Below are 25,569 nucleotides of genomic sequence, written 5' to 3'. Positions count from 1 at the left end.
GCCGGCTAGCGCGAGAACTCGACGTCGTCGACATAGATTTCTCCAGTGGTGGGGCTGTTGAAGGTGAAGCGCACCGTGTCGACGTTGTTCAGCGGCAACCCGGAGTTGTTCATGATGAAGCTGTGCAGCGGCACGCGCACGGACGTCAGCACCGTGTGCGTGAAGCCGTACGGGTGCGGGTAGGGCTTGGGAATGGTGTCGAACTTCGCCACCGTGGTGCCGCGGGTGATGCCGGCGCCCACCAGCTCCAGGGTGAAGTCCTGGCTGCCGGCCGCCGGATTCAGGGCGGACGTCGTCCGCGCCACGCGGAAGGCGACCACCTCCAGGCCCGTGGTGTCGCGCTGGGCCAGCGGCACCGTGCGCGTCGCGGTGGCCGTGCCCGCCGTCCAGTTCATGCGCACCACCTGCGTCTGGTGGGGCGCGGGGTTGGTGACGTTGGTCATCGTCAGCGCGCCCGCGCCGGCGAAGTCCGCCGAGCTGCCGCTCGACAGCCGCGAGTGCTGGTTCTCATGGTGCGTCGGGTAGATTTTGAACCCGGCGAACGAGGGGAACACGAGCTGCCCGCGCATCATGTCGCCGTACACCGTCTCGTTCTTCAGGTGCAGGCGGGTGAAGGCCGCCAGCCACGCCTCGCCGATGCGCTGCTGGTTGGTGGCGGTGATGTAGTCCTGGCGGCTGGCGGGCGAGTCGTCTCCGTCCGCGGCCCACACCGTGTTGAAGAAGTTGTGGCTGGCACCGTAGACGTCGATGCTCGACTTCGTCCCCAGGGCCCGGTCATAGATTTTCGCGCCGGCCAGGGTGGACACGTCGCCGTCCGCCGAGGGCAGGATGACGAAGTAGGGCACGCCCGCGGGCAGCGTGTAGCCCTGCCCATCCACCGGGGCGATGGACGACACCGAGCCGATGTTGAACGTCGTGTTCAACATGTACGCCGCGACAGAGGCCTCGCCGCCGCGCGAGTGGCCGGAGACGGAAATCTTCGTCATGTCCACCTTCCCGCTGAAGCGGCCCGTGAAGTAGTTCGGGTACGCAGGGAAGGTGGCCGCGTTGTTGAGGTGCGACCACAGCTCCAGGTGCTTGAGGATGAGGGTGCCGCGCTCGAAAATCCACTGCGGCACCGGGCCCGTCAAATCATACGCGTCGATGGAGACGGCGATGATGCCGTGGCTGGCCAGGTTGTTGAGCAACTGCATGTAGCCTTCGTGGTTGCGCACGCGGTTGGTGCACGCGGCATGCGACTGGCCGGCGTTGCGGCAGTAGCCGTGGTTGCCGTGCTCGATGATGAAGAGGGGGTGCGTGCCAGCGGCCACCGGCGTGCCCACGCCCGCCACGGTGGCCGGGTAGCGAATCACCGCGCGCAGGTCCACGTTGGACGCGGCGCCAATCGTGGGGAAGAAGTCGTCGGTGCTGTAGCTGTCCTGGCCGACGGGGAAGGTGCCCGTCGTGTACGGGTCCTTGCCCACCTGGAAGCCGATCTGGTTCGAGCCGTCCAGGAAGTCGATGGCGCTGTTGTACTGGCCATCCGTGGAATAGGCCGCGGCGGTGTTGGCCACCGTGGAGCCGAAGTCCACCACCACGTCGTACTTGCCCTGGGTGAGCGTGGGGTTCCAGATGATGGTGTCGGTGCCGTTGACGCAGCCGGCCTTCACCGGATGGATTTCGATGCCTCCGGACACGTCCACCAGGGTGTTGTTGGCGGCCCACTGCAGCGGGTCGCGGTGGTTCACCACGTAGTAGGCGGCCCACGTCCCGCCGGTGTGGCCCGCGGGGACGTACGTCGGGTCCACCGCTCCCCAGACGGGGTCATTGGTGTCGGCGAAGGCGTCGGCGAACTCGTAGTACGGGAAGCTCGGCAGCGGCCGGCCCGCGATGTCCATGGTGGGGCCGCCGATGGGGTAGATGAGGTACAGCACGTAGCCGGTGTCGATGCCGTAGGACACCACGTCGCGCACGCCAAGCCGGCCCTGCGGCGGCTCGAACTGGAGCCGGCGCACGATGATGTCGAAGACGCCACGGCGTTGCAGGTCGCGCTTCCACACTGGCGCGGTAAAGCGGCCGGAGGAGTCGGCGAAGACGCGCTCGATTTCGGGCGCGAAGTTCTCGCCGGTGACGTCGGTGAGCGTGTCGCCCTCGCGCCAGGCGCGCTGGTTGGGCACCACCGCCACCTCCAGCGCCTCGCCAGGCAGGAAGCCGCGGCCGCTGACGTACATCTCCGAGCTGTTCGCCTCGCTCGCGTTCAGCAGGCAGCCGCTGTCGTTGGACGCGTAGACGAGCGGCGCGTCATCGACCTTCTTGAGCGGCAGGCGGAAGCTGGCCTCGGCCGGGCCCACGGGCAGCTTCATGGGCGGGGTGTCGCCCTTCTCGTCCCGCGCCACCGCGTGGACGGAGACGGTCAGCGTGTGCCCGTCGAGCGCCTCCACGGCCTGGTCGAAGTCACGGAAGCGGAACGGCGCCTCCTGGAACTTGGGCCGCTCGTTGCAGCCCACCACGCCGGACTGGTACCAGAGGATGAGCGGCTGGATGTTTCCCCGCGCGTCCGTCGTGGCGCGCGCGAAGCCCACCGCCCGCTCCAGCGAGGGCAGCTCGGGCTCATCCACGCCCATGCGGAACTCGTAGACGGTGCTCGGTTGCAGTCCCACCAGGCCCACGTGGAGCGACTGGCCGATGGGGAGGGATTCGATGAGGTTGCCCTGCGTGTCGACAGGGTAGACCCCGGGTTCCTTCGGGAGCACGTTGAACGACGCTCCTACGTGACTGCTGTGCTCCTGGAGGACGCCACCGGCGACCGCCGCGGACAGCAGGACGCAGAGCCATGCGAGACGTCTCATGGGAACTCCTGACCTGTGTGGAGGGGGGGGGTGATGTTGCAACCGCGTTGCGACTGCTACGGCGACTGCGACTATGAGTGAATCATGGAATTGAACGTAATTCCCGGAACTTCTTCGCAACGCGCAGTGCCATCCCGGAGGCGCGGGTCATAGATTCAGCCGCATGGCCTTGATGCGACTCGACTGTACGAAGTGTGACCGGACGTACGCGCCGGGCGCCGTGCTGAACCTGTGCACCGCGTGCAACGCGCCGTTGTTCGCGCGCTACGATTTGGAGCGCGCCGCGAAGACGTTGCGGCCGGAAGCGCTGGCCACGCGCGAGCGCTCCATGTGGCGCTACCACGAGGTGATGCCGGTGGAGGACCCGGCCCAGCGGCTGAGCCTGGGCGAGGGCTGGACGCCGCTGCTCCAGACGCCGCGGCTTGGCGCGAAGCTGGGCATGAAGCGCGTCTGGGTGAAGGACGAGAGCGGCAACCCCACGGGCTCCTTCAAGGCGCGCGGCCTGTCCGCGGCCGTCACCATGGCGAAGGTGCTGGGGGCGAAGGCGGTGTGTCTGCCCTCGGCGGGCAACGCGGGCAGCGCGCTGGCGGCCTACGCGGCACGCGGCGGGCTGGAGGCGCACGTCTTCCTGCCGAAGGACATCGCCAACCTCTTCCTCATGGAGACGCGCGCGTACGGCGCGCACGTGGAGACGGTGGAGGGCGTCATCACCGACGCGGGCCGGGTGTGCGCGGCGCTCGCGAAGGAGCATGGCTGGTACGAGTGCGCCACGCTGAAGGAGCCCTACCGCGTCGAGGGCAAGAAGACGATGGGCTACGAATTGGCCGAGCAGCTCGGCTGGACGCTGCCCGACGTCATCCTCTACCCGACGGGTGGCGGCACCGGCCTCATCGGCATGTGGAAGGCCTTCGAGGAGATGGAGGCCATGGGCCTCATCGGCTCGAAGCGGCCGCGCATGGTGGCGGTGCAGGCGGAGGGCTGCGCGCCGATTGTGAAGGCCCACGAGGAGGGCAAGCCGGATGCGCCCATGTGGCAGGGCGCGACGACGCACGCGCACGGCCTGCGGGTGCCCAAGGCGCTGGGCGACTTCCTCATCCTCCGCGCGGTGAAGGAGAGCCGGGGCACGGCGGTGTCGGTGACGGAGGCGGAAATCATCCAGGGCGTGAAGGACATCTCCGCCGCGGAAGGCCTCTTCGTCGCGCCCGAGGGCGGTGCGTGCGTGGCGGCGCTGCGCAAGCTCCAGGCGTCGGGGCAGGTGACGCCCGACGAGTCCGTGGTGGTGTTCAACACCGGCACGGGCTTCAAGTACGTGGAGAACATGGCCCCGCTCTGGTGACGCGGGGCCGTAGGGCTCGGGGCGCTACTGGGTGAGGTAGAAGACGCCGAGGCACATCTCGTCGTCGGTGCCCTCACCCCACCCACGGTCCGTGGCGCCCGGGGCGCTGTTGTCCCAGTGGCACTCCACGTTCAGCTTGTCCCCGTTCCACAGCTGCACGGGCTTCTGGAGGCTGTACTGGCCCTGCCAGTGGAAGTCCCAGTGGGGGATGTCCAGGAGGCACTCGCGGGTGCCGGAGGCGCGCACGATTTCCGTACGCGCGTGGGTGCCCCGCGTGTGCATGTGCAGCGCGGCGCTGTGGATGGTGACGGGGACGTTGCTCGTGAGCACGCCGCCGGTGGTGAAGCCGAGGAAGGGCGTGAGCTCCAGGGACCAGACCTGCGTGGCGTCCGCGTTGCCGGCGGGGATGTGCATGGGCACGGTGCCATTCACCCACGCGGGGTTGGACCAGGGCTGCACGTAGGCGACCTTCTCCACCGTGTCGTCCACCTTGAAGGCGACGGCGGAGCGGTCCGAGGCGGCGGGCTGGCCGTGGTCGTTGTAGTGGACCTGGAGGATGACCTTGGAGCCGGGCTCGATTCGCAGGCCGGTGCCGGCGGGGAAGTCCTGGCCGAGGCTGCCGGGCGCCCAGCCGCCGAGCCACTTCGCGCGGGTGGCGTCCGCGGCACCGGGGCCGCCGAAGCAGGTGTAGCCGGGGCCCGGCGAGGCGGCGTCCAGCGCCTCGTAGTCGGCCACCTCCGACGGCGCCGCGAGGAAGGCGATGACGTGGTGGACGGTGGCTCGGTTGCCCGGGTCGGCGCGGAAGCCGGTGATGTAGCGCGTGCGCGTCTCCGGCCAGTCGATGATGAAGCAGCGGTAGTCGTCCGGAGACTGGTTGGGGAGGTAGGGCTCCGGCATCTTCAGCACGACGTCCGCGCGGGACAGTCCGCCGGAAGGAGCGGGGATGGTGGAGGCGGTGGCCGGGTCTCCCTCGGTGGCGCCCTCGTCCACCCAGCGCGTGAGCAGGGCCTGCTGCTCGGCGCTGAGCGAGCGGTCGTGATTGTACGTGTTGCAGTCGGACGACGGTGGCCAGGGCGGCATGGTGCGCGACTGCACGGCGGCCCTGACTTCGTTGCGGTGAGCGTAGACGTCCGCGTACGTCTCCAGCGGGAAGGGGCCGATGCCGCCCTCGGTGTGACAGTTGGCGCACTTCGACTGCACGATGGGCGCCACGTGCTTGTGCCACGTGACCGGAGGTGCGGGGTCGTTGGGCGTGTCTATGTCACTGCCGCTGCACGCGGTGGCGGCGGCGAGGAGCGCGCCCGGGAACAGGCGGAGGAGGGAAGGGCGGGGCATGGGTATCTCAGTGAGGCAGGCCCGGAACGGGGCTCCGCATCATGCCTCAACAGGGGACGCGGCTTCAGGTTGTGACAGACGCCCCTGTTCAATCCGCGGCCACCCGCGTCTTCAGGTTGCGACAGTCACCTCTGTCCAGTCCGCGGCGACCCGCATCTCCAGCACGCCTCGTTCAAAACGGAACGACAGCGCGCCCTTCACGCCGCTCGCGTATCGCAGGCCGTACACCCGAAGTGTCTCCTCCGTGCGGGTCAGCGGCAGCTTCCCTTCGACCCGGCGCGTCAGCTTGAAGTCGCCTTCGCCCAACCGCCCCTCCACCACCGTGAGACGATGGTCGCCGTACCCGTCGCCCGCGTCCTCGTAGAGCCGGCCGTGCACCTCCGTGGCTGCGTGAAGGTGCCACTCCAGCTCCTCCCAGTTGGCCGTGGTGGTGTGCTTCGCCGGCCGAGTCAACGTCACCGCGCCGCCCGCGCGCAGATACACCGGCACCGTGTCCAGCGGGCCTTCAGCGATGACGTGCTTCGCACCCTCGTGAATCGCTCCCGGGCGCTCCAGGCCGGGCCACTCCATCCACATGCCCTCCGGCAGGTACGCCAGCCGTTTCGTCTGGCCCGGGCGCACCACCGGCGCCACCAGCAAATCCTCACCGAAGAGGAACTGGTCGAACGCGCCCACCGCCTCCGTGTCCTTCGGCGCGTGCATCACCAGCGGGCGCAGCACGGGCAGTCCCGAGACGGACGCCTCGTGCATCAGCGTGTAGAGCGTGGGCAGCAGCCGGTAGCGCCGCTTCAGTGCGTCGCGCGCCAGGGACAGGTACGGCTCTCCGAAGCGCCACGGCTCCTGCGGCTGTGTGCCCTTGCCCGCGTGGTTGCGCATCAGCGGGTAGAACGTCCCCGTCTGCATCCACCGCACGAGCAATTCACCACTCGGCCTCCCGATGAAGCCGGGGATGTCCACGCCGGTGAAGGGCACGCCCGACACGCCCAGGCCCACCAGCATGGGAATGGACGTCTCCAATTGCGTCCAGTGGCTGGAGTTGTCCCCCGTCCACACCGCCGCGTAGCGCTGGATGCCCGCCGAGCCCGCGCGCGTCAGCAGGAAGGGCCGCGCCTCCGGCCGCATGTCTCGCAGCGCCTCCCACGCGCCCTTCGCCATGCCCATCGCGTAGACGTTGTGGACCTCGATGTGTCGCTTGTCCCCGTGGCGCGCGTCGTACGGAAGCGTCTGGCCCTCCACCGTGCCCACGCCCTCGGAGCGCTTGCCGGTGATGGTGAGGATGCCCACGTCCGGCAGCACCGCGAAGCAGGACGGCTCGTTCATGTCGTTCCAGAAGCCGGCCAGGCCCAGCGCCACGAAGTCACGGTGCAGGCCGCCCCACCAGCGCTGCACCTCCTCGCGCGTGAAGTCCGGGAAGACGGCGGGGCGCGGCCACACCTCGCCCACCAGCACGTCGCCGCGGTCGTAGCGCACCAGGTAGTCGCGCTCGCGGGCCTCGTCGTACACGGCCCAGCCCGGCTCCTGCTTCAGCGCGGGGTCGATGATGGGGACCAGCCTCACGCCCTCGGCGGCCGCGTCGCGCACCAGCGCCGCCGGGTCCGGGAAGCGGGTGCGGTCCCACGTCCAGACCTTGTACGTGTCCAGGTAGTCGATATCGAGGTACACGCAGTCGAGCGGCAAATCCCGCGCGCGGTAGCCCTGGATGACGCCGCGGATGTCGCGCGCGTTCTCGTAGCCCCAGCGGCTCTGCTGCGCGCCCAGGCTCCACAGCGGCGGCAGCGGCATGCGGCCGGTGAGCGCGGTGTAGCGCCGCACCACGTCCACCGGCTGCGGGCCCGCGAAGAGGTAGCAGTCCAGCTCCGGCCCCCACGACTCCCAGGCCACGGCCTCGGCGTCCGCGAGCGCCACGTCCACCTCGCAGCGCCACGTCTCGTCCAGGTACATGCCCCACGCCACGCCGCCGCGCAGGCCCACGAAGAAGGGAATGGATTGGTAGAGCGGGTCCGTGTCCGGGTGGTGCGGAATCACGTCCGTGTTCCAGAACGTGAAGCGCATGCCGCGCTTGTCCAGCGGGCCCACCTTCTCGCCGAAGCCCAGCCAGGCCTCGTCCGGCGGCGCGTGCAGCGTGAGCCACGAGCGGTACGTGGTCATCGGGTAGCCGGCCTTCACGTCTCCGGCCACGCGCGTGCTGCGCGCCAGCTCGCGCCCGTCCGCGTCGTGGAAGCTCCAGGTGCCGCGCTCCAGCTCCAGCAGCAGCGCCACGCCCTCCGCGCGCACCCGCACGCGGCCCACCTCGCGCGTCACCTCCAGCGGCCTCGCGGCTTCCGTGGACACCACGGCCCAGGAGCGCTTGTCCGACAGCTCCGGGTGGAGGAAGCCGACGGCGGCGGAGGTCGGTGCGTGACGAAGGCGTAGCACGCCGGGGAGGGGACACGAGACTTCGAGGGCGGCCTGTGGCCCGAACAGTCGCAGTCGGGCGGGCTCGACGGCCAGGTCAGTCATGCGCATGGCGCGGATACTACGGAGGGCCCTGGAGCCGCGGTGGATGAACGACTAGAAGCTGTGCTTCGTGACCTCTGAAAAACTCGAGCGTCTCGGCCAGGCAACAAATCTCGCGGAAATCCGCTCCCGTCTCAGCCGTCATCGGTACGGGCAAAGGCCCCTACGTCATCCTGGTCGACGGTCCTCTCAAGACGTCCGGCCACCTCGACCTGTGGACCGACGATTATCTCCCCGGGCTCATTGTCGTCAGAGGTGAGCTCCATGCCCGAACGCTCTCATTCGGCAATGGGGCTCGAGTCTTCGTCGATGGCGCGGTGGTCGTGGACGACTGCCTCTTCGGCCAGTACGGGGACCGCAATGCCGTCCTCGACGCCACCGGTCCGCTCCGGGCGAGGGCGAGCTTCCTCCAGACGGAGGCTCGCATCTACGCGAGCAAAGGCGTGAAGTCCCTGGTCTACGCGCCGGGCGGAAGCTGGGAGAAGCTCGAACCGGACATCGCGAACGAAGGGGAAGGGGACAGAGGGGAGTACTTCGTCCAGGCGGTGCTCAATCGCTATGGCGACCTCGACTTCAAGCTGGCCATCCAAGCGGCTCGCAAAGGGCGGCCCCTGTTCCTGCCCGGCGTCGAGGAGCGGTTTCCCGCTCGGCTGACCTCGCGAAAGACGGGATAGGGGCGCGCGACGACACCCTCCTGTTGCCCATGTTTCATGAAACATCGCAGTCTCAGAATTGGGAAATCGCGTAATTCTCGTAGGTGTTTTGCAAGTCGAATTCCCTGGGGACGTCCTCCTGTCGGATGACAACGAGGAGAGTTCGACATGAATCCTGATTCGAAGCGCGACGTGAGGGTGTGGAGCGCCGCACTGGTGTGTCTCGCCTTGATGGGCTGTGGCGAAGGAACGCCCGCCAGCAGCACCTCCACTCCACCGCCGGCCGCGGAACCCGTGCCTGGCTCCGAGTCACTCGTCGAAGAGGGCTGGGAGCAGGTCGCGAACCAATATGGGTACTTCACGCTGGCCAGTCCGTCGACTGTCAGATTCGGTGTGGGTGAGAGCTGGGTCACTCGGGAGTTGCCCGCGGGTCGGGTGTATTGCTTCTTCTACCCGGACCCCGCGCCCGGCAAGTTCAAGACGTGCCAGCGCCGTACGCAGCCTGCTCCAACGAGCGACCCGGCGCTCAGCCCCGCGTGTGCCACGTTCTATGCCTCGAACTTCGCGCTGACCAGCACCCGCCAGGCTGACGCCATTCCCACGTTGGCGAAGCCCTCCAAGGGCGTGGCGGTCTCGGAGCCCACCTACAAGACGTGTCTCGTGCGCGCCACCGACCACACCGCTGACGGCGTATCCGGGTTTGCCCGAAACGACTACTCGCGCCGTCAGGCCTTCAACGCGAACAGCACGAAGCAGCTGGTGTATGCCCTCGATGGGTTCTGGCATGTGTATGACGCCAATACCCGCGCGCGCCTGAAGCAGCTGTCGGGCCCCGCCGGGGACGCGGAGCCGCAATGGCACCCGACGAACCCGGACCTGCTGTACTACCTGCCTACCAATGGCCTCGGCATGAAGCTCCACGAGCTGAACGTCTCGACGGGTGCCACTCGCGTCGTGGGCGACTTCGGCGCACGGCTGAAGGCCCGGTGGCCGACCTCGATGGCGGCCTGGACCCGGTCGGAGGGCTCTCCCTCGGCGGACGGCCGCTACTGGTGCTTCATGGTCGACGGGGACGACTGGCTCAGCGTGGGCGTGTTCACCTGGGACCGCGACACCAACACCATCCTGGGCACGTACGACACCCACGGTGAGCGTCCCGACCATGTGAGCATGTCCCCCAGCGGTAACTCCTGTGTGGTGTCGTGGAGCAGCGCGCTGGGCACGGCGGCGTTCTCGCGGGACTTCAGCACGAAGACCCAGCTCCTCCATACGTCCCAGCACTCGGACCTCGCGCTGGATGCCAATGGCGACGATGTCTACGTGGCCATCGACTACGGCTCCAATGCGGGTGACGTGTTCATGGTGAACCTGCGCACGGGAGTGCGCACGACGTTGTTCACGACGTACCTGAGCGGCACCGCGACGGCGTTGCACGTCTCGGGCAAGGCGTTCGCCAGGCCCGGCTGGGTGGTGATCAGCACCTATGCCGACGGTGGCGGCTCGCTGCAGTGGCTGCACCGCAAGGTGATGGCCGTGCAGCTGAAGGCCAATCCGACCGTCTACACCCTGGCGCACCACCGCTCCGCGCCCCAGGGTTACTGGACCACGCCGGTCGCGAGCGTCAACCGCGACTTCACGAGGGTGGTCTTCAACTCCAACTGGGGCTCGAGCAGCGACACGGATGTGGATGCGTACGTGGTCGAGATTCCAGCGAGCGCGTTGAAGTAGGCTCGCGGTACCTGCCCAGGCATGAGGGTCCCTTCGGGCCCTCATGTCCCAGCAAAACGACTCCACGGGCTCGAACAAGAATGGGAACCGAATGAGCCTGTGGAAGAAGTCGCCTCCAGACACCACGGAAGTCCTGGCGAAGGTCACGGCCGTGGCCGAGCAGAAATGGAAGGAGGTGCTGGCTCCGCAGAGAGGGAATCCAGCCGACGCGGGTTTCATCGGTTGGCAGACCCGCCTCAGTGACCCGTTTCCGATGACGTGGCCGCTCGTGGAGCCAACGCTTGTCTTCTACGCCCTGGCGCGAGGCATGAATCCCTGGACGCTGCGGGACGGGGAATTCGTCGGCCCCACCTGGGCCAGGCTCACCTGGTCGGTCCAGAGCGGGAAGGTTGAGCTCACGCTCCTGGACACACGGCTCGTGTCTCACGGCGTCCAGGGCGTACGCCCTCTGCGAACCGAGGAGCTCGAGATTCTGAAGTTGAAGCCGCTCGACGCGCTACTCGCTTCGCGGACGAAGACTGAAGAGCAGAAGCTCGAGGCCTACTACTGCCTTCAGCGCGCGCTCGGAAACATTCCGGCCGAAGTCGTCGCAGCCCATGCGGCGTTCTTCGAATGGCTTGACCGCGGTTCCTAGCTCCTCGCCCGAATGCGCTCCTGTGCCTGACCTGCTTGGGGGGCGGGCAGAGCAGGCGCTCGTGTCGTTGCCTTCCAAAAGCAGTCGAGCAGGCGTCGCGCGAAGAATGTCAGACGCGTGGGAGATGTTCTTCCGTGACACCCGTGTGCTCTCGCGCGTGATGCGGCTTCCCGAACCCTGCCGGTGCTTCCTTTGGAGGGGCGCGGGCGTGCGGGAAATCAGGGGCGAGATGAGGCAACGGACCTTCCGTGCAGGCCCGAGGTGGCTCCCGCGCGTCGTATCGGCGGCAGTCTCGGCGGTGCTCCTGTCGGGCGCCGGGTGTGAACGCACCAGGGACACAGGACGCGAGACGATGGCATTCGATGGACCGCGGGGCGATGCCCTGCACACGCTGAGAAGTGATGGACGCCTGCACGTGAAGCACCACGCGCCCCGGGGCGAGCCGGGCCTTCGCGGGCTGCATGCGCTGGGTTTGGGCGGCAAGCGGGACGGCTTCCTGTTCGTGCCGGAGAGCTACCGGCCGGAGGTGCCGGCAGCCCTGGTGGTGATGCTGCACGGCGCGGGGGGCAACGCGCGGCACGCACTGGGCTGGATGCAGGACCTGTCGGAAGCGCACGGCTTCATCCTGCTGGCGCCCGAGTCGCGCGCCCCTTCGTGGGACCTGGTGATGGGCGAGTACGGACACGACGTGGCGTTCCTGGAGCAGGTGCTGGAGCACGTCTTCGAGCGCTACGCGGTGGACCCGGAGCGGGTGGTGCTGGCGGGCTTCTCGGACGGGGCGTCGTACGCGCTGTCGCTGGGCATCATCAACGGCGACCTGTTCCGCCACATCATCGCCTTCTCGCCGGGCTTCGCGGCGCCGAGGGACTCACACGGCACTCCGCGCCTGTTCGTCTCGCACGGGGACAAGGACTCGGTGCTGCCGGTGGCCCGGTGCAGCCGCCGCATCGTCCCGCAGTTGGAGGCGGCGGGCCTGGACGTGCGCTACCACGAGTTCAAGGGCGGCCACGTGATTCCACCCGAGGTGGCGCGCGAGGCGGTGGAGTGGTTGGCCTCCGCGGGTGGGCGCTGAAGGCTCAGTGGGGCGGTGAAACCGAGGGGGTTGTCGGGAGAAGCATCTAGCGTCGCGCACAGCCGTACCAGTGCCGGAATGCTGGGGTACGTCCGTTCTCTGCGCGAGCATCATGCTGACAGGTTGCTTCCACGGTATAACCCTTGGGGTCAATCCCATCCAGGCCCTCCCAGGCGTCTGGACACGCGGGAAACCCCATGCATCCACGCGACAGAGTCCGGACACCGGAGCCCGCGCCCGGCGACGACGTGGGCGGATACAGCCTGAAGACGCTGCTCGGAATGGGCGGCTTCGGCACGGTGTACCTCGCCGAGCGGGGCGGGAAACACTACGCGCTGAAGCTGCTGCCCCTGGCGGGGCGGGGCGGCTGGGGCGAGCGGGAGCTGCTCATGCTGGCGCGCGTGAAGCACCCCAACGTCGTGCGGCTGCTGGGCTACTGGGAATGGCCGGACCAGGCGCCCCGCTTCCTCGTTGTCATCATGGAGTACGTGGAGGGACGTCGGCTGGACGTCTGGGCGGAGATGGAGAACCCCTCCGCGCATGCGGTGCTGCGCCGTATCCTGGGCGTGGCTCGGGCGTTGCGGGCTCTACACGAGGGGAAGGCTCTCCACCGCGATGTGAAGGAAGCCAACGTCGTCGTGCGCGAGGCGGATGGCGAAGCGGTGCTCGTGGACCTGGGCGTAGGGGCCCACGAGGACACCTCTCGCGTCACGGGTGGCTCGTTGCCGCCAGGCACGCGCGCGTACCTGAGCCCAGAGGCGTGGCGCTTCCACCGCGCGCATAGGGAGGACCTCGCCGCGCACTACCGCTCCACGCCCGCCGACGACGTCTACGCCCTGGGAGTGGTGCTGTACTGGCTGCTGACGGGCCGGAAGCCCTTTCACATGGTCGAGGGAGCTGACGGAACGATGGTTCGCTCCGGGCTGCTCGTGGCCGCCCGTGCTCGCAATGGCCGCGTGCCCGAGGAACTCAGCACGCTGTGCATGCGCCTCTTGGAGGAAGCCCCGGAGCACCGGCCGGACGCTGCATCCCTGGTGGCGGAGCTGGAGGAACTGCTGACGAGGGACCTGTCGGAATGGCACGCGCCGCTGTGCGACTTTCATGACGCGCACAACATCACCACCCGCCCGGGCCCGGATGCGGACGAGGAGGTGGGCTGGCTCAACCAGGTCCGCGAGGACCTTCCGCCGCGAAGGGGAAAGCGCTGGCTCCGGCCCGTCACGGAGGAGCCGGCGTCCGGCTCCGTGTCACCTGCTCCGGCCGCGTCTCCGCCGCCGGCTTCCGGGGCAACGGCATCCACGTCCGTTCTGGCCGTGCCGGCGGTGGTGGAACAACTCCTGGCGAAGGACGACATGGGCCCGTCGCTGCGCCGCCCCGGCTCGGGGCGCTCGCCATGGGCCGTGACCTCACTGGGCCTGCTCGCGGTGCTGTTCGCGGTCCTGGCATCCAACTACTTCGGCGGACGGGCAGTGCCGTCCTTCGCCCGGAAGGAAGGCGGTCCGGTGCCGGGCTGGAAAGTGGCGCCGCCGGGGCCGCTGCCGGAAAGTGCTGGGGCCGCAGTCCCGCCCGGAGCGGTCCACACCCCTGCGGCCGTCGCCCTCCCGGTGATGACTCCCAAGGAGCCGGCTTCCGTGAAGACGCAGAACCCCGCTGGGACGACCCAGCTTTCTCCGCTGGCTGCCGGAGGACGGGGCCGCGCGGGCAAGGCGCTCCAGGCAGCGGCGGCGGCCTGCGCGTTGATTGGCTGCCCGGGAGCCCAGGTGCGCGAGCGGCCCCCTCCCGAGCCTTGTCCTCCTGGCGCCGTCGAGACCATGGAGCAGCTCGACATCGACGTGGGGGACTCGCTGGGATGGAGTTTTGGCGGCGGGGGGAACCGGTACCTCACCGTGCGCGAGGGTTGGACCTCCGTCGAAATCGTTGGGAGAGATTTTGGAGACATCCCGAATGGCTCCGTGGCCTCCGGCCGGCTCGTCTTCGGAGACCGCGTCTACGGCAGGATGACCCAGGTGCGGTTCAGGGACACCGGGCGCACCGTCCCCGTCTGCATGGAGTTGCTGGGTACGAGCGGTAAAAGGGGGCTTGAGCTCGAGCCTGGCAGCACTCCTACCACCGCCCGGGTCTTCTCCGTGGGCATCATCCGTGCCGTGAGCCGCTTCGAGTAGGGCCTGCCCCGCCCGGCCTGGATCGGGGCCCCGCGCCGGGCATGGTAGAGGCAACGTGGCAGGTATTGCCCCCGCGCTCCCTCCCTGGAGATTCTGCTCCATGCCCGTCTCGCCTCTTGCCTTGCTGCTGCCGGCCGTGCTGAGCGGGCCCGCCTCCGCGGAGCCGGCTTTCAATCCCTGTCAGACGGGCGTTCAGCACGTGGAGCTTCCCGTGACAGTCCCAGAGGAACCCGCCCAGGTCTGCATCAGCCCGGGCCAGACCACGCTCGTCAACTTCGACGGGGCGCTCGTTCCAGGCTCGCTGGCGCTCGAAGGCAAGGACCGTTTCGCGCAGGCGGAGCCCGGGACGAGCACCCTCAAGCTGGTGCCCTCCGAGCAACTGGCGGCAGGCGAGCGGCTGCGGCTGTCGGTGCGCTTCCAGGACGCCGCCGCCCCGACGAGCGCGGCCCTGCTGCTGGTCGTCCACCCCGCCCAGGCCACGCCGCTGGTGGACGTGCACCGCCAGACCCGCACCGTGGAGTCCTTCCGCCAGGAGCTGGGGGCACGCGACGAGCAGCTCCGGCAATGCCAGGAGGAGAACACCCGGCTTCGCGCCGAGTCGACCGGTCCTCGAGGGCTCGCGGGACTTCACGCATTGGGGCTTCTCCGCTACGAAGCTCCATTCGAGGCCAGGGACAACAGCAAGAGCGCGAAGGGCTCTCCGGCGAGCGCCCTGCTGCTGAACGGCACCGTGCGGAGCTACCGCGCCGCCGAGCGTGTGGCCGTGACGGTGTTCTTGCAGAATCCCGACGGCACGGCGCCTTGGACGGCCCAGGGCGCGAAGGTGGTGCTGGAGGACAGGAAGGGCGTGGAGTTGAGGGTGCTGGAAGTGTGGCCCCGGGAGCCCATTCCGCCAGGTCGCACGCTCATGATGATCGTGGAGGCGGAAGCCCCGGACGTGAATGCCAGGGGCCCCTTCACCCTGCGGTTGTGGGAGGCCGAGGGCGGCAGGACGGCCATCATCCAGGGAGTGATGCTCCCATGAAGCGCGGAGGGCGTCAGGTCAGGCCTGGAAGCCGGCCGAGTCATTCCAGTCCGACACGGGGATGAAGCGCACCGCTTGATCCTTTCACGTGCCATCAACGTTGACACTCACTGGTGTCCCAGCGGTTTCTTCAGGTTGTGCATTGGCGTCTACATGCCGGAAGGCTGGTACGAAGACCCTCCGACATGACGATGCCACCGCCCGGCCCATTACCCTTCCCTGACAGTCTCTGCCACCGCTGCGCCGCGCCGCCGCGCTACGTCCAGTCGCGGACCAGCACGTTCATCATGTGCCCGGTGCTGCCGCAGAAGTACCCGCCGCAGCCCGTGCGCCTCTGCGCGTTGTTCCGCCCAGCGGACCCGGCGCCCTCGCGGTAGCGCGCCGCCACGTCAGTGGAAATGCGGCAGCTCGGGGCCGTGCTGGTACTGCCACAGTGGGTTCTGCACGCGGGCGGCGGCCTCGCGCACCGTCTCGAGGTCCGCGGGCAGCAGGCTCGCGCGCTCGCACCCTTCCAGGGTGAGGGCGAGCTGCCGCTCCAGTTCCTTCCTCGCCTCGGGACGGTCCGCGTCCTCCACCGCCTCCCAGAGCATCCTCAGCGAGCGCACCAGCGCCACCGCCACCTGCGGATGCGGCGCGGCGTAGAGGCGGAGCTGGTCGACGGCATGGCGCACGTACTCCGCATGGTCCAAATCCCATGGCCGCAGCAGCGTCGTCCCGTTCTCGACGACCAGGACCTGCGCGGGCAGCTCCGTCAGCAGCAGCGGCCGGAGGAGGGTCGCGATGCGCACCACCACCTCGATGGCGGTGGTCGGGTCATTCACGGCCGGGGACAGCGAGCGCAGCGCGATGTCCGTGAGCTGGCGCAGCCCGAAGTCCACGTCCTGGTACGTCGTTCGCCGGTCGCCCACCACGACGGACGCCTGGATGGCTCGAGCCACCGTCTCCTCCTTGCCGGGATGGGGCCAGATGGTGGCCAGCGGAATGCCCCGCGCGAGGAATGCCCCCACGCGCGTCTCCAGCCGCAGCACGCTGCCCGGAGGCACCGCTTCGAGCAGCCCCGCGGTGCACACCTGCTGCACCCACCCGTTGACCTGTGCGCTCACCACCAGCGGTGGCCCCAGCCCGGACACGTCCGGCGCCTGCCTCGCACCAGGCGCGCGCGCATCCCGGGCCAGTTCGTCCACGCGCTTCAGCGTCTCGTCGGTGATGGCGGCGATGATGCCGCCCACGTACTGCCGCCGGGCGATGCGGTGCAGGTACATCACCAGCACGAAGACGCTCACCAGCGTGAGGAGCACCGCGACGTCGACGGTGAGGTGCGGCACCGCCGATGCCTTCTCGCCGAGGTTCTCCGGCAGGGCCCGCAGCGCCAGCACGCAGTAGGTGAACACCGCCGCGAGCAGGCCCACCACCACCTTGACCAGCCGCTCGCGGAAGAAGGTGTGCAGCACGCGCGGGGAGAACTGCCCGCTGGCGAGCTGCATGGACACGACGATGAGCGAGAACACCACGCCCACCGTGGTGATGGTGGCACCGGCGATGGTGCTGAGCAGCTGGATGCTCGCCTCGGGGGACAGGCGCAGGAAGCGCGGTAGGGAGGCCGCGTCCAGCGAGCGGTCCACTCGCGCGACGAAGAGCTCCAGGAGGATGGCCCCCACCACCATGAAGCCGGGGATGACGAGCAGGCTCTCCCCGATCCGGTTGGCGAGCGCCCGACCGCGCATCATCAGCAGCGAACGATGGGGATGCCAGGCCACGGGCTCAAGCTAGGGATGCCCGCCCGCTCCGGCAGCAGCAGATGGCCTCATGCCCGCTCCCGGGGCAGCCAGCCGGGCGCGACATCTCGCACCCCGAGTCTGGTCTCGAAATCCGGGTCTCGCGACGCGACGCATATGAGGAGCGCGCTCAGAGAGCTCCACGCTGGAGATTGCCGGGCGCGCCAGGACGGGGAGGGCTACACTCCGGGCGCCTTGTCCGAGGAGAACAATCCCCCCGCGCCGCCCGGCGGCACCGACGCCACGTTGCTCACACCCCCTCGGCCCGCCGTCGCGGATGCGACGGGAGACACGGAGCTGTTCGCCGGGCGCTACGCGATGTTGGGCCTCGTGGGGCGCGGTGGCATGGGCGCCGTGTACCGCGTGCGCGACACGCTGGTGGGCGACGTGGTGGCGCTCAAGGTGCTGGAGCTGGGCCCCACGCCGGCCCCCGAGTGGCTGGAGCGCTTCCGCCGCGAGGTCCGCCTCGCGCGCCGCGTCTCGCATGTCCACGTGGCGCGGACCTTCGACCTCGGCGAGCACTCCGGCCGACTCTTCCTGACGATGGAGTACGTGGAGGGAGAGACGCTCCAGGCGCTGCTGGAGCGCGAGCGCGCCCTCGCACCGGCGCGGGCCGCGCGCCTCGTCCTGGCCCTGTGCGAAGGGCTGGCCGCGGCACACGCGGCGGGCGTCGTGCACCGGGACCTCAAGCCGGCCAACGTGCTGGTGGAGGCCGGAGGCCGGGTCGTCCTCACCGACTTCGGCATCGCCCGCTCGGTGGCGGGGGAGGTGGCCTCGCGCACTCAGGGCCTGGTGGGCACGCCCCTCTACATGGCGCCGGAGCAGCTCGAGGGCGGCGAGGTGGACGCGCGCGCGGACCTGTACGCGGTGGGGCTGGTGCTCTACCACCTGCTCACCGGCGAGCCGCCCTTCACCGGCGAGTCGGCCATGGCCGTGGCCTTCGCCCGGCTGCGCCAGCCTCCGCCGGACCCCCGCCTGCGCGCGCAGGTGCCGGACCCGCTCGCCGCGCTCGTGCTGTCCTGCCTCGCCCGCGAGCCGTCGGAGCGGCCCGCCGGAGCGCTCGCGGTGGCGGCGGCGCTGCGCGACTGGCTCGTCTCGGTGGGGGAGCCGGTGGAGGCCACGGCCACGCCCGTTCCAGGCACCGTGACGACGGGAAGGGCGCTTCCTCCCGTGACGCCGCAGCGCCACACGCCCCGCACGCCGCTGCGCCCGGGAGAGCAGACGCTGGCGGTGCTGCCGCTGCGCTTCGTGGGGCCGCGCGAGCAGGAGTCGCTGGGCGACGGCGTCACCGAGTCGCTCATCGATTTGCTGTCCCGCACGCGCGGGCTGCGAGTGCAGAGCAGCGGCGCGACGGCCCGCTTCCGCCAGGAAAGAGACCCGCGCGTCGCCGGGCGAGAGCTGGGCGTGGAGTTGCTGGTGGACGGGACGCTCCAGGGCGCGGGCCGCACGGTGCGCGCCACGCTGCGGCTGGTGGAGGGTGCGTCCGGCACGCAGCTCTGGAGCGGCCGGCTCGACGAGACGGACGATGACGTCTTCGCGCTCCAGGACCGGCTCTCGCAGCGGATGGCGGAGGCGCTGCGCAACGAGTTGCTCCTCGTGGCGTACCGCGACACCGTGCCCGAGGAGGCGCTGACGCTCTACCGGCAGGTGCTGGCCCAGCAGCGCGGTACGCCCCGGAGCATGAGCGATGACCTCATCGCCCCGCTGGAGCACGTCCTCTCCGTGGCCCCGGACTTCCCGCCCGCGGTGGCGCTGTACGCCGTGTCGACGCTGCGGGCCTGGTTCCTCCGCCTGTCGGACAAGGAGCGTGACTGGGAAGCCCTGGCCCGGGGCAGCCTGGAGCGCGCCCTCCGTCTGGCGCCCGACCTGGTGGAGACCCAGCTCGCGCGCGCCATCCTCGCGACACACGAGGGCCGCTGGCGCGACGCCGTGGTGGCGCTTCGCGGCGCGCTGGACCAGGCGCCCACGTATGCACCGGCGCTGCAGTCGCTCGGCAACCTCCAGTGCGAGGCGGGCCGGGCCGGCGAGGGCATGGAGCGGCTGAAGCTCGCCTATGCCCTGGAGCCGGCGCTCGTGGTCTGCCTGCTCGAAGTCGCCCGATGCAGCGCGCTGCGTGGGGACGCGGACGGCTACCGCTGGAGCCTGGAGCGGCTGGAGGCGCAGCCGCTGCTGGGACTGGCCACGCTCACCCTGCGCATGCGCGTGGCCGCGTGGCGTGGAGAGCTCGACGAGGTCCGCCGCTGCCGCACGCAGTTGAGCGACGAGCTGGACCCCATCGCGGGCTTCGCGGCCAGCTACTGCACCGTCGTGCTGGGCGAGGTGGACGTGGCCACCGCGGCGGCGGAGCTGGACGCATTCCTCTCCCGTCGGCTGAGCCCGCGCTTCGCCTCCATGCTGTGCCAGCTCGGCGCGGAGGAGTTCGGCGTGAGGGGCGACACGGAGCTCTCGCTGCGCTACCTCCAGCGGGCGGCGGACGTGGCGCTCATCGACCTGGAGTGGATGGACCGCTGCCCGGCACTCGCCCTGCTGCGGGCGCTGCCCGGCTTCACCGATGCGCGGCGCAAGGTGCGCGCCCGCGTCGAGGCCATCTGGTCCGCCTGAAGCAGGCCACGCGGCGCTGAAGTCAGCGCGGGGCGTTCAGAATCAGCGTGGCGCCGTTGGCCGCCGCCAGCAGCCCGCCGTCCACGGCGACGTCCTGGCCGGTGAGGAACGAGGCCTTGTCGCTGAGGAGGAAGGCCACGGCATGGGCGACCTCGTCGGGCTTGCCCACGCGGTTCATCGGGTGCAGGCCAGAGGCGAAGGCGCGGCCCTGCGGGTCATCCAGGCGCCAGCCGGTGGTGGCCATCTCCGACTCCACCACGCCGGGGCTCACCGAGTTCACCCGGATGCCCCGCTGCGCGTACTCCACCGCCGCGCCGCGCGTGAGCGAGACGACAGCCGCCTTCGTCGCGCTGTAGATGCCAATCCCGGGAAGCGCACCCGAGGCCCCCACCGACGCGCAGTTGACGATGGCGCCGCCGCCGCTGGCGAGCATGGCCTCCAGCTCGTACTTCATGCACCAGAAGGTGCCGCGCAGGTTGACGTCCATCAGCAGGGAGTACTCGTCATTCGTCGTCTCGTGCAGCGGCTTCATGATGCCGGCGCCCGCGTTGTTGAACGCGCCGTCCAGCCGCCCGTACTTCTCCACGGTGGCCCGCACCAGGTTGCGCACGTCGCTCTCCACGCGCACGTCGGCGCTCACCCACGTCGCCTCGCCACCCCTGTCCTGGATGAGTGAGATGAGCTTCGCGCCCTGCTCGGCGCGGCGCGCACTCGCGACCACCTTCGCACCCTCGGCGGCGAGCGTGAGCGCCGTGCCAAAGCCGATGCCCGAGCTCGCGCCCGTCACGATGATCACCTTCCCAGTCAGCATTCCCATGTGCCTGTTCCTCTGCGATGTGATTGCGGATGCCGTGCCTCGGCCCACACGCGTCCCGTGTGGTCATGCAATCGAGTTGCTGAAAAGCTTGAAGCCGCCGTGCGTGAGTGCTCTATGCCCGCCGCAGTAAACGGCGCGTGCCGGAAAGATTCCCGGTGCCGCGTTTCTATCAGGGAGCCCCCATATGAGAGTTGTCTTCGCCCGGGTGTCTTGGGTCCTGCTCGCCGTGCTCGCAGCGTGCGGTGGGACTTCACCGACGGAGGTCCTCGGAGACCAGCAGGGCGCGGTACTGGCCAATCCCCAGACGCTCACGTGTGCGACGTTGCAGGTGGAGCGCGGCTCCATCGGCTCGGGGCAGGGCGTGGCGGGACTGGCGACGCAGACGCTGACCGGCACGCAGGACCGGTGGGCGGAGTACGTGGAGTTCTCGCCCAACACCTCGGCCACGTGCAGCTACCCGCTGCCCGCGGGGGTGACGGCCGCGACGGTGCAGGCCGCGGAGCTGGGCATCAACTACCGTGGCCCGCTGAAGTCGGAGATGCGGTGGGTGTTCGAGGCGTGGGACTACGCGGCGGGCGCCTGGGTGGTGGTGGGCGACAACGCCTTCGCCGTCTCCTGGAAGTGGACGGCCACGTCGCTGGCGCTGCCCTCGCCGGTGGGCCGCTTCCTGAGCGGCGGGCCCGTGAAGCTTCGCTACCGCACCGACTCCTCGGCCGACGCGTCGCTGCTCGACTTGTGGGTGGTGCGCGTGCAGCTCGCGGGCGGCGATGCCGGCACGTCGGTGGACGCCGGCACGCCTGTTGACGCGGGCTCGCCCACCGATGCGGGCACTCCTGTTGACGCGGGTACGCCCACCGACGCCGGCACGTCCACTGACGCGGGCACTCCCGTGCCGTGGGAGGGCGTGAGCAGCTTCACCTATCAGTTGACGAACTACGCCAACAGCAAGCTGGACCAGATTGCCGGCTCGAAGTTCGACCTGGCCATCATCGAGCTGTCGCGCGATGGCAGCAGCGACTACTGGCGCGCGGACGAAATCGCGGCGGTGAAGGCCACGGGCAAGCAGGTGCTCGCGTACTTCGAGATTGGCGCGATTGAAGAGTACCGCCCCGAGTGGCCCGACGTGCCCGCGGACCTGAAGCTCGGCCCCGTGGACGGGTGGCCGGACGAGCAGTACGTGAAGTACTGGGACGAGCGCTGGTGGCCCATCGTCCAGGGGCGCATCGACCGCGCGCTCGCCGCGGGCTTCACCGGCTGCTACCTCGACATGGTGGTGACGTACGAGGAGATTCCCGCCAACGCCGCGGGCACCAACCGCGATGACCTCGCGAAGAAGATGGTCGCCCTCATCACCCGCATCAACGCGTACGCCAAGGCGCGCAACCCGAACTTCAAGGTCATGCCCCAGAACTCGCCCGAGCTCATCGACTCCACGGGCTACCTCGCGGCCATCGACGGCCTGGGCATGGAGGACCTGTACTGGTCCGATGACGTGGCGTGCAGCGAGGACTGGTGCGCGGAGAACCGGACCAACGCCGCGCGCGTGCGCGCCGCCGGCAAGCTGGTGCTCACCACCGACTACGCGGTGCAGGCCTCGCACGTGGCGGACGCCTATACGCGCTCCCGCGCCGCGGGCTTCGTGCCCTACGTCAGCGTCCGCGCGCTGGACCGGATGACGGTGAACGCGGGGTGGGACCCGCAGTAACGCAGGGCCCTCGGCCCAACCCGGAGCATCCTTCAAAAGCGGCTTTAGCTGGAAAATAAGCTCTTTCGGCTGAAGTCCTGCCGGGCGTCGCGGGGGCACTCCCCGGGCGCCCGGCAGTTCCGCTCATCAAGGAGCTCCGGATGACTCGTCGTCTCGCACTCACCCTCACCGTGCTCGCGTCCGCGTGCACGCCGGGGGAGGACCCGCCCGAAGGTCCTCCCGCACCACGACTCGAAGAGGCGCGGCAGTCCGTCGAGCCGCTCGCCACGCCCTCGGAGCAGAACGCGCTCCGCTTCCTGGAGCAGGCCACGTTCGGCCCGCGCCTGGCCCTGGGGGTGAGCCCCGCGCCCATCGACTCCGTGGAGCACGTCGTCTCCGTCGGCATCACCCAATCCATCACGGAGCAGTTCAACGCGCCGCGCTCGCTGTTCGACGGTGCCGCGAGCACGGACCTGGGCTCGCAGTTCTTCTCCAACGCGGTCACGGGGCAGGACCAGCTCCGGCAGCGGGTGGCCTTCGCGCTGAGCCAGATTCTCGTCGTCTCCCAGGTGGGCATCCCCGACCCGCAGACCACGCCCGAGTCCGAGCCGAAGCTGGCGATGGCGGGCTACCTCAACCTGCTCTCCTTCCGGGCTTTTGGCACCTACCGCCAGCTCCTGGACGCCGTGACGAAGGACCCCGCCATGGGGACGTACCTCGACATGGCGAACAACAAGGCCTTCAAGGCGAACGGCCAGCCCATCGAGCCCAACGAGAACTATGCGCGGGAGCTGCTCCAGCTCTTCTCGCTCGGCCTTCACAAGCTGAACGAGGACGGCACGGTGGTGGAGGACCCGAACACCGGCGCGCCCGTGCCCGCGTACACCGAGGCCCAGGTGCAGGCCTTCGCGCACGCGTTCTCCGGTTGGACGTACGGCGGCGCCGCGTGCCCCACCATCGGCAAGTCGAATCCGGCCAGCTATGCGCAGCCGATGATTGGCTGCGACGTGAATCACGACTCCACGTCGCAGGCGCTGCTGCGCGGCTTCTCCACGACGGCGGGAGGCACCGCCACGAAGCACCTCAAGGAGGCGCTCGACAACATCGAGGCGGACCCCAACGTCCCGCCCTTCATCTCCAAGCAGCTCATCCAGCACCTCGTCACCAGCAACCCCAGCACGGCGTACGTGCAGCGCGTGGTGAACGTCTTCAAGAACAATGGCAGCGGCGTGCGCGGTGACCTGCGCGCGGTGGTGCGCGCCATCCTGGAGGACGACGAGGCGCGCGGGCCGCAGCCGCCGCTGGCGCAGTACGCCAGCTACGGGCACCTCCGCGCGCCCGCGCTGTTCGTCACCACGCTGGTCCGGTGGCTGAACGTGCAGCTCGACACGGCGGACGGTAAGGACCCGGGCGCGAAGCTCAACTCCTACAGCCGCTCGATGGGGCAGTACGTGCCCCGGCCGCCGTCCGTCTTCAGCTACTACCCGCCGAACGCGCCCGCGCCCGGCGCCAATGGGCTGCTCGGCCCCGAGTTCGCCATCCTCGACACGGCCACCGTCGCCGCGCGCGCCAACTTCGTGCACGAGCTCCTCTATGCCGGGGCCCCCGCCAACGCGGGCATCATCATTGACTTGAGCGTGCTGCCCACGGACCCCAACGATTTGGTGGTCTGGCTGGACCGCTACCTGCTGCACGGCACGATGTCCTCGGACCTGCAGCTCACCGTCTACAACGCGATGACGGACCCGCGCGCGGGCGACCTGACGCGCCGGAAGAAGCTGGCCCTGTTCCTCACGTCCCTCTCCCCCGAGTTCCAGATTCAACGGTGAGCCGCCCATGACCTTCTCCCGACGAAAGTTCCTCCAGGGCACGGGCCTCCTCGCCGCCGCGTCCACGCTTCCGAATTGGCTGGGCCGCGCGGAGGCCGCCACGCTGGGCGGTTACGCCGGCTACCGCGCGACGGTGTGCGTCTTCCTGCTGGGCGGCAATGACGGCAACAACGTCATCGTCCCGCTGGCGGCGGGCCCGTATGCGCAGTACCGCGCGGCGCGGCCGAACCTCGGCATCGACGACACCTCGCTGCGTGTCATCAACCCGGTGGGACAGCCCGCCGGCTCGTACGGGCTGCACCCCGCGCTCGAGAAGCTCTCGACGCTCTTCGAGCAGGAGCGCGCCGCCGTGGTGTGCAACGTGGGGCCGCTCGTGCTGCCCATGCGCAAGGCGGACTACACCTCGGAGACGGTGGCCCGGCCGGACAACCTCTTCTCCCACAGCGACCAGCAGGACGCGTGGGCGAGCGCCATCGCCAACCCGTCCACCATCTCCCTGCCGCTGGACCTCGTCGGCAAGGCCACGGGGTGGGGCGGACGGACGGCGGACAAGCTCGCCGGCGTCAACCCGGGCGACTACCCAGAAGTCACGTCCTTCGGAGGCAAGGCCCTGTTCGCCGCGGGCGCGGTGCGCCAGCCGATGATGGTGTCCTCCAGCGGCACGCTCGCGTTCCGCCAGACGGGCGACGCCGACTTCAACGCGCTCCAGAACGACGCGCTCGCGCAGGTGGTGGGCTTCCACAACAACGTCACGCTGGAAGCGTCCTACGGCGGCGTCTTCACCACGGCGCAGACGTTCGCCGCCGCGCGCACCGCCGCGCGGGACGCGGCCTGGGCCACGCTCCCGGAGGCGACGCGCATCGCCATCGATGCGCTCTTCGTTCCGTCGCAACAGGGGAGCGCGACCTGGACGCTGCACACGCAGCTCTACCAGGCGCTGCGCGACCTCATCGCCGGGGCCATGCCCACGACGGGCGGAGGCCTGGGCGTGCGGCGGCAGGTGTTCTCGGTGGGACTCGGCGGCTTCGACACGCACGTGGGACAGGGGCCGACGCAGGACGACCTGCTCGCGCAGCTCGACTTCTCGCTGAATGCCTTCCACCAGGCCATGACGCTGCTCAAGACGGAAGGCGCCTTCGGCACGAGCCCTCCGCAGGCCACGCTCTTCACCATGAGCGACTTCGGCCGGACGCTGATGGAGAACTCCGACAAGGGCAGCGACCACGGGTGGGGCAGCCACGCCATCGTGATTGGGGACCGCGTGCAGGGGCGCCGGCTGTACGGCACCTTCCCGAACCTGGACCTGTCGGGCGGCGCGGTGAACAACCTCGACACCGTGGACGCGAAGGGGCGATGGATTCCGACGCTGACCGTGGACCAGTACGGGTTCAGCCTGGCCTCGTGGCTGGGGCTCTCCGGCGCCGCGGAGCGCGACTACGCCTTCCCCAACATCGCGGGCTACGTCGCCGCCGCCGTGGCCAACGGCTTCCCGGCTCAGGCGCGGGCGTACAAGGTCGGCTTCATGTTGCCGGACGTGTAGGCCGCTTACTCGCAGGGTGAGTGCGTCACTTTGACGCACTCGTCCCGTGTGACGG

General features: G+C 69.5%; 17 protein-coding genes. 12 read left to right on the top strand and 5 right to left on the bottom strand.

Annotation, left to right across the window (positions count from 1 at the left end):
• Positions 1 to 5: 5 nt before the first annotated feature.
• Positions 6 to 2,828: an alpha/beta hydrolase gene (locus ACVTJA_RS37635; RefSeq protein ID WP_465827427.1), complete on the bottom strand. Its 2,823-nt coding sequence runs from the start codon at positions 2,826 to 2,828 to the stop codon at positions 6 to 8.
• A 163-nt stretch (positions 2,829 to 2,991) separates the two neighbouring features.
• Here ACVTJA_RS37635 and ACVTJA_RS37630 point away from each other — a divergent pair, with 163 nt between their 5' ends.
• Complete coding sequence (locus tag ACVTJA_RS37630) at positions 2,992 to 4,164, top strand: threonine synthase (protein ID WP_465827426.1); 1,173 nt, start codon at positions 2,992 to 2,994, stop codon at positions 4,162 to 4,164.
• A gap of 24 nt (positions 4,165 to 4,188) precedes the next feature.
• On the opposite strand, the gene ACVTJA_RS37625 is transcribed toward ACVTJA_RS37630, so the two are convergent.
• Positions 4,189 to 5,499: a monooxygenase gene (locus tag ACVTJA_RS37625; protein WP_465827424.1), complete on the bottom strand. Its 1,311-nt coding sequence runs from the start codon at positions 5,497 to 5,499 to the stop codon at positions 4,189 to 4,191.
• A gap of 111 nt (positions 5,500 to 5,610) precedes the next feature.
• Positions 5,611 to 8,004, bottom strand: coding sequence for a glycoside hydrolase family 31 protein (locus ACVTJA_RS37620; RefSeq protein ID WP_465827422.1), 2,394 nt, complete (start codon positions 8,002 to 8,004; stop codon positions 5,611 to 5,613).
• 314 nt (positions 8,005 to 8,318) lie between these two features.
• On the opposite strand from ACVTJA_RS37620, the gene ACVTJA_RS37615 reads away from it, so the two are divergent.
• The 7 genes from ACVTJA_RS37615 (at position 8,319) to ACVTJA_RS37585 (ending at position 15,645) form a co-directional block, all read left to right on the top strand.
• Entirely contained in the window at positions 8,319 to 8,669 is a 351-nt protein-coding gene (locus tag ACVTJA_RS37615) for a hypothetical protein (protein ID WP_465827420.1), read from the top strand.
• Between the two features lie 147 nt (positions 8,670 to 8,816).
• The gene (locus tag ACVTJA_RS37610) at positions 8,817 to 10,376 is read left to right on the top strand and encodes a hypothetical protein (protein WP_465827418.1); all 1,560 of its coding nucleotides are present in this window, start codon (positions 8,817 to 8,819) and stop codon (positions 10,374 to 10,376) included.
• A gap of 91 nt (positions 10,377 to 10,467) precedes the next feature.
• The gene (locus ACVTJA_RS37605; protein ID WP_465827417.1) at positions 10,468 to 11,010 is read left to right on the top strand and encodes a hypothetical protein; all 543 of its coding nucleotides are present in this window, start codon (positions 10,468 to 10,470) and stop codon (positions 11,008 to 11,010) included.
• 352 nt (positions 11,011 to 11,362) lie between these two features.
• Positions 11,363 to 12,082 carry an alpha/beta hydrolase gene (locus tag ACVTJA_RS37600; protein ID WP_465827415.1) on the top strand — a complete coding sequence of 240 codons (720 nt, stop codon included), beginning with the start codon at positions 11,363 to 11,365 and terminating at the stop codon, positions 12,080 to 12,082.
• A 197-nt stretch (positions 12,083 to 12,279) separates the two neighbouring features.
• Positions 12,280 to 14,244 carry a serine/threonine protein kinase gene (locus ACVTJA_RS37595; protein ID WP_465827413.1) on the top strand — a complete coding sequence of 655 codons (1,965 nt, stop codon included), beginning with the start codon at positions 12,280 to 12,282 and terminating at the stop codon, positions 14,242 to 14,244.
• A 100-nt stretch (positions 14,245 to 14,344) separates the two neighbouring features.
• Positions 14,345 to 15,268 carry a DUF2381 family protein gene (locus ACVTJA_RS37590; protein ID WP_465827412.1) on the top strand — a complete coding sequence of 308 codons (924 nt, stop codon included), beginning with the start codon at positions 14,345 to 14,347 and terminating at the stop codon, positions 15,266 to 15,268.
• 185 nt (positions 15,269 to 15,453) lie between these two features.
• A complete protein-coding gene (locus ACVTJA_RS37585) occupies positions 15,454 to 15,645 on the top strand; it encodes a hypothetical protein (protein ID WP_465827411.1) in 192 nt (63 codons plus the stop codon).
• 12 nt (positions 15,646 to 15,657) lie between these two features.
• Here ACVTJA_RS37585 and ACVTJA_RS37580 read toward each other — a convergent pair whose 3' ends face one another.
• Positions 15,658 to 17,025 (bottom strand): DUF2254 domain-containing protein, encoded by a 1,368-nt coding sequence (locus tag ACVTJA_RS37580; protein WP_465827409.1) that lies wholly within the window; start codon positions 17,023 to 17,025, stop codon positions 15,658 to 15,660.
• Between the two features lie 213 nt (positions 17,026 to 17,238).
• On the opposite strand from ACVTJA_RS37580, the gene ACVTJA_RS37575 reads away from it, so the two are divergent.
• A complete protein-coding gene (locus ACVTJA_RS37575; RefSeq protein ID WP_465827408.1) occupies positions 17,239 to 19,644 on the top strand; it encodes a protein kinase domain-containing protein in 2,406 nt (801 codons plus the stop codon).
• Between the two features lie 22 nt (positions 19,645 to 19,666).
• On the opposite strand, the gene ACVTJA_RS37570 is transcribed toward ACVTJA_RS37575, so the two are convergent.
• On the bottom strand, positions 19,667 to 20,461 hold the full coding sequence (locus ACVTJA_RS37570) for a glucose 1-dehydrogenase (protein ID WP_465827406.1): 795 nt from the start codon (positions 20,459 to 20,461) through the stop codon (positions 19,667 to 19,669).
• 184 nt (positions 20,462 to 20,645) lie between these two features.
• On the opposite strand from ACVTJA_RS37570, the gene ACVTJA_RS37565 reads away from it, so the two are divergent.
• The 3 genes from ACVTJA_RS37565 (at position 20,646) to ACVTJA_RS37555 (ending at position 25,514) form a co-directional block, all read left to right on the top strand.
• Complete coding sequence (locus ACVTJA_RS37565) at positions 20,646 to 22,166, top strand: endo alpha-1,4 polygalactosaminidase (RefSeq protein WP_465827405.1); 1,521 nt, start codon at positions 20,646 to 20,648, stop codon at positions 22,164 to 22,166.
• A 140-nt stretch (positions 22,167 to 22,306) separates the two neighbouring features.
• On the top strand, positions 22,307 to 23,974 hold the full coding sequence (locus ACVTJA_RS37560; RefSeq protein ID WP_465827403.1) for a DUF1800 domain-containing protein: 1,668 nt from the start codon (positions 22,307 to 22,309) through the stop codon (positions 23,972 to 23,974).
• Positions 23,975 to 23,981: 7 nt separating this feature from the next.
• The gene (locus ACVTJA_RS37555; RefSeq protein WP_465827401.1) at positions 23,982 to 25,514 is read left to right on the top strand and encodes a DUF1501 domain-containing protein; all 1,533 of its coding nucleotides are present in this window, start codon (positions 23,982 to 23,984) and stop codon (positions 25,512 to 25,514) included.
• Positions 25,515 to 25,569: the final 55 nt, after the last annotated feature.

The sequence above is a fragment of the Pyxidicoccus sp. M6 genome (assembly GCF_055568925.1).
Note: the sequence above shows the minus strand (reverse complement) of the source record. Positions and strands in the feature narration are given on the sequence as shown.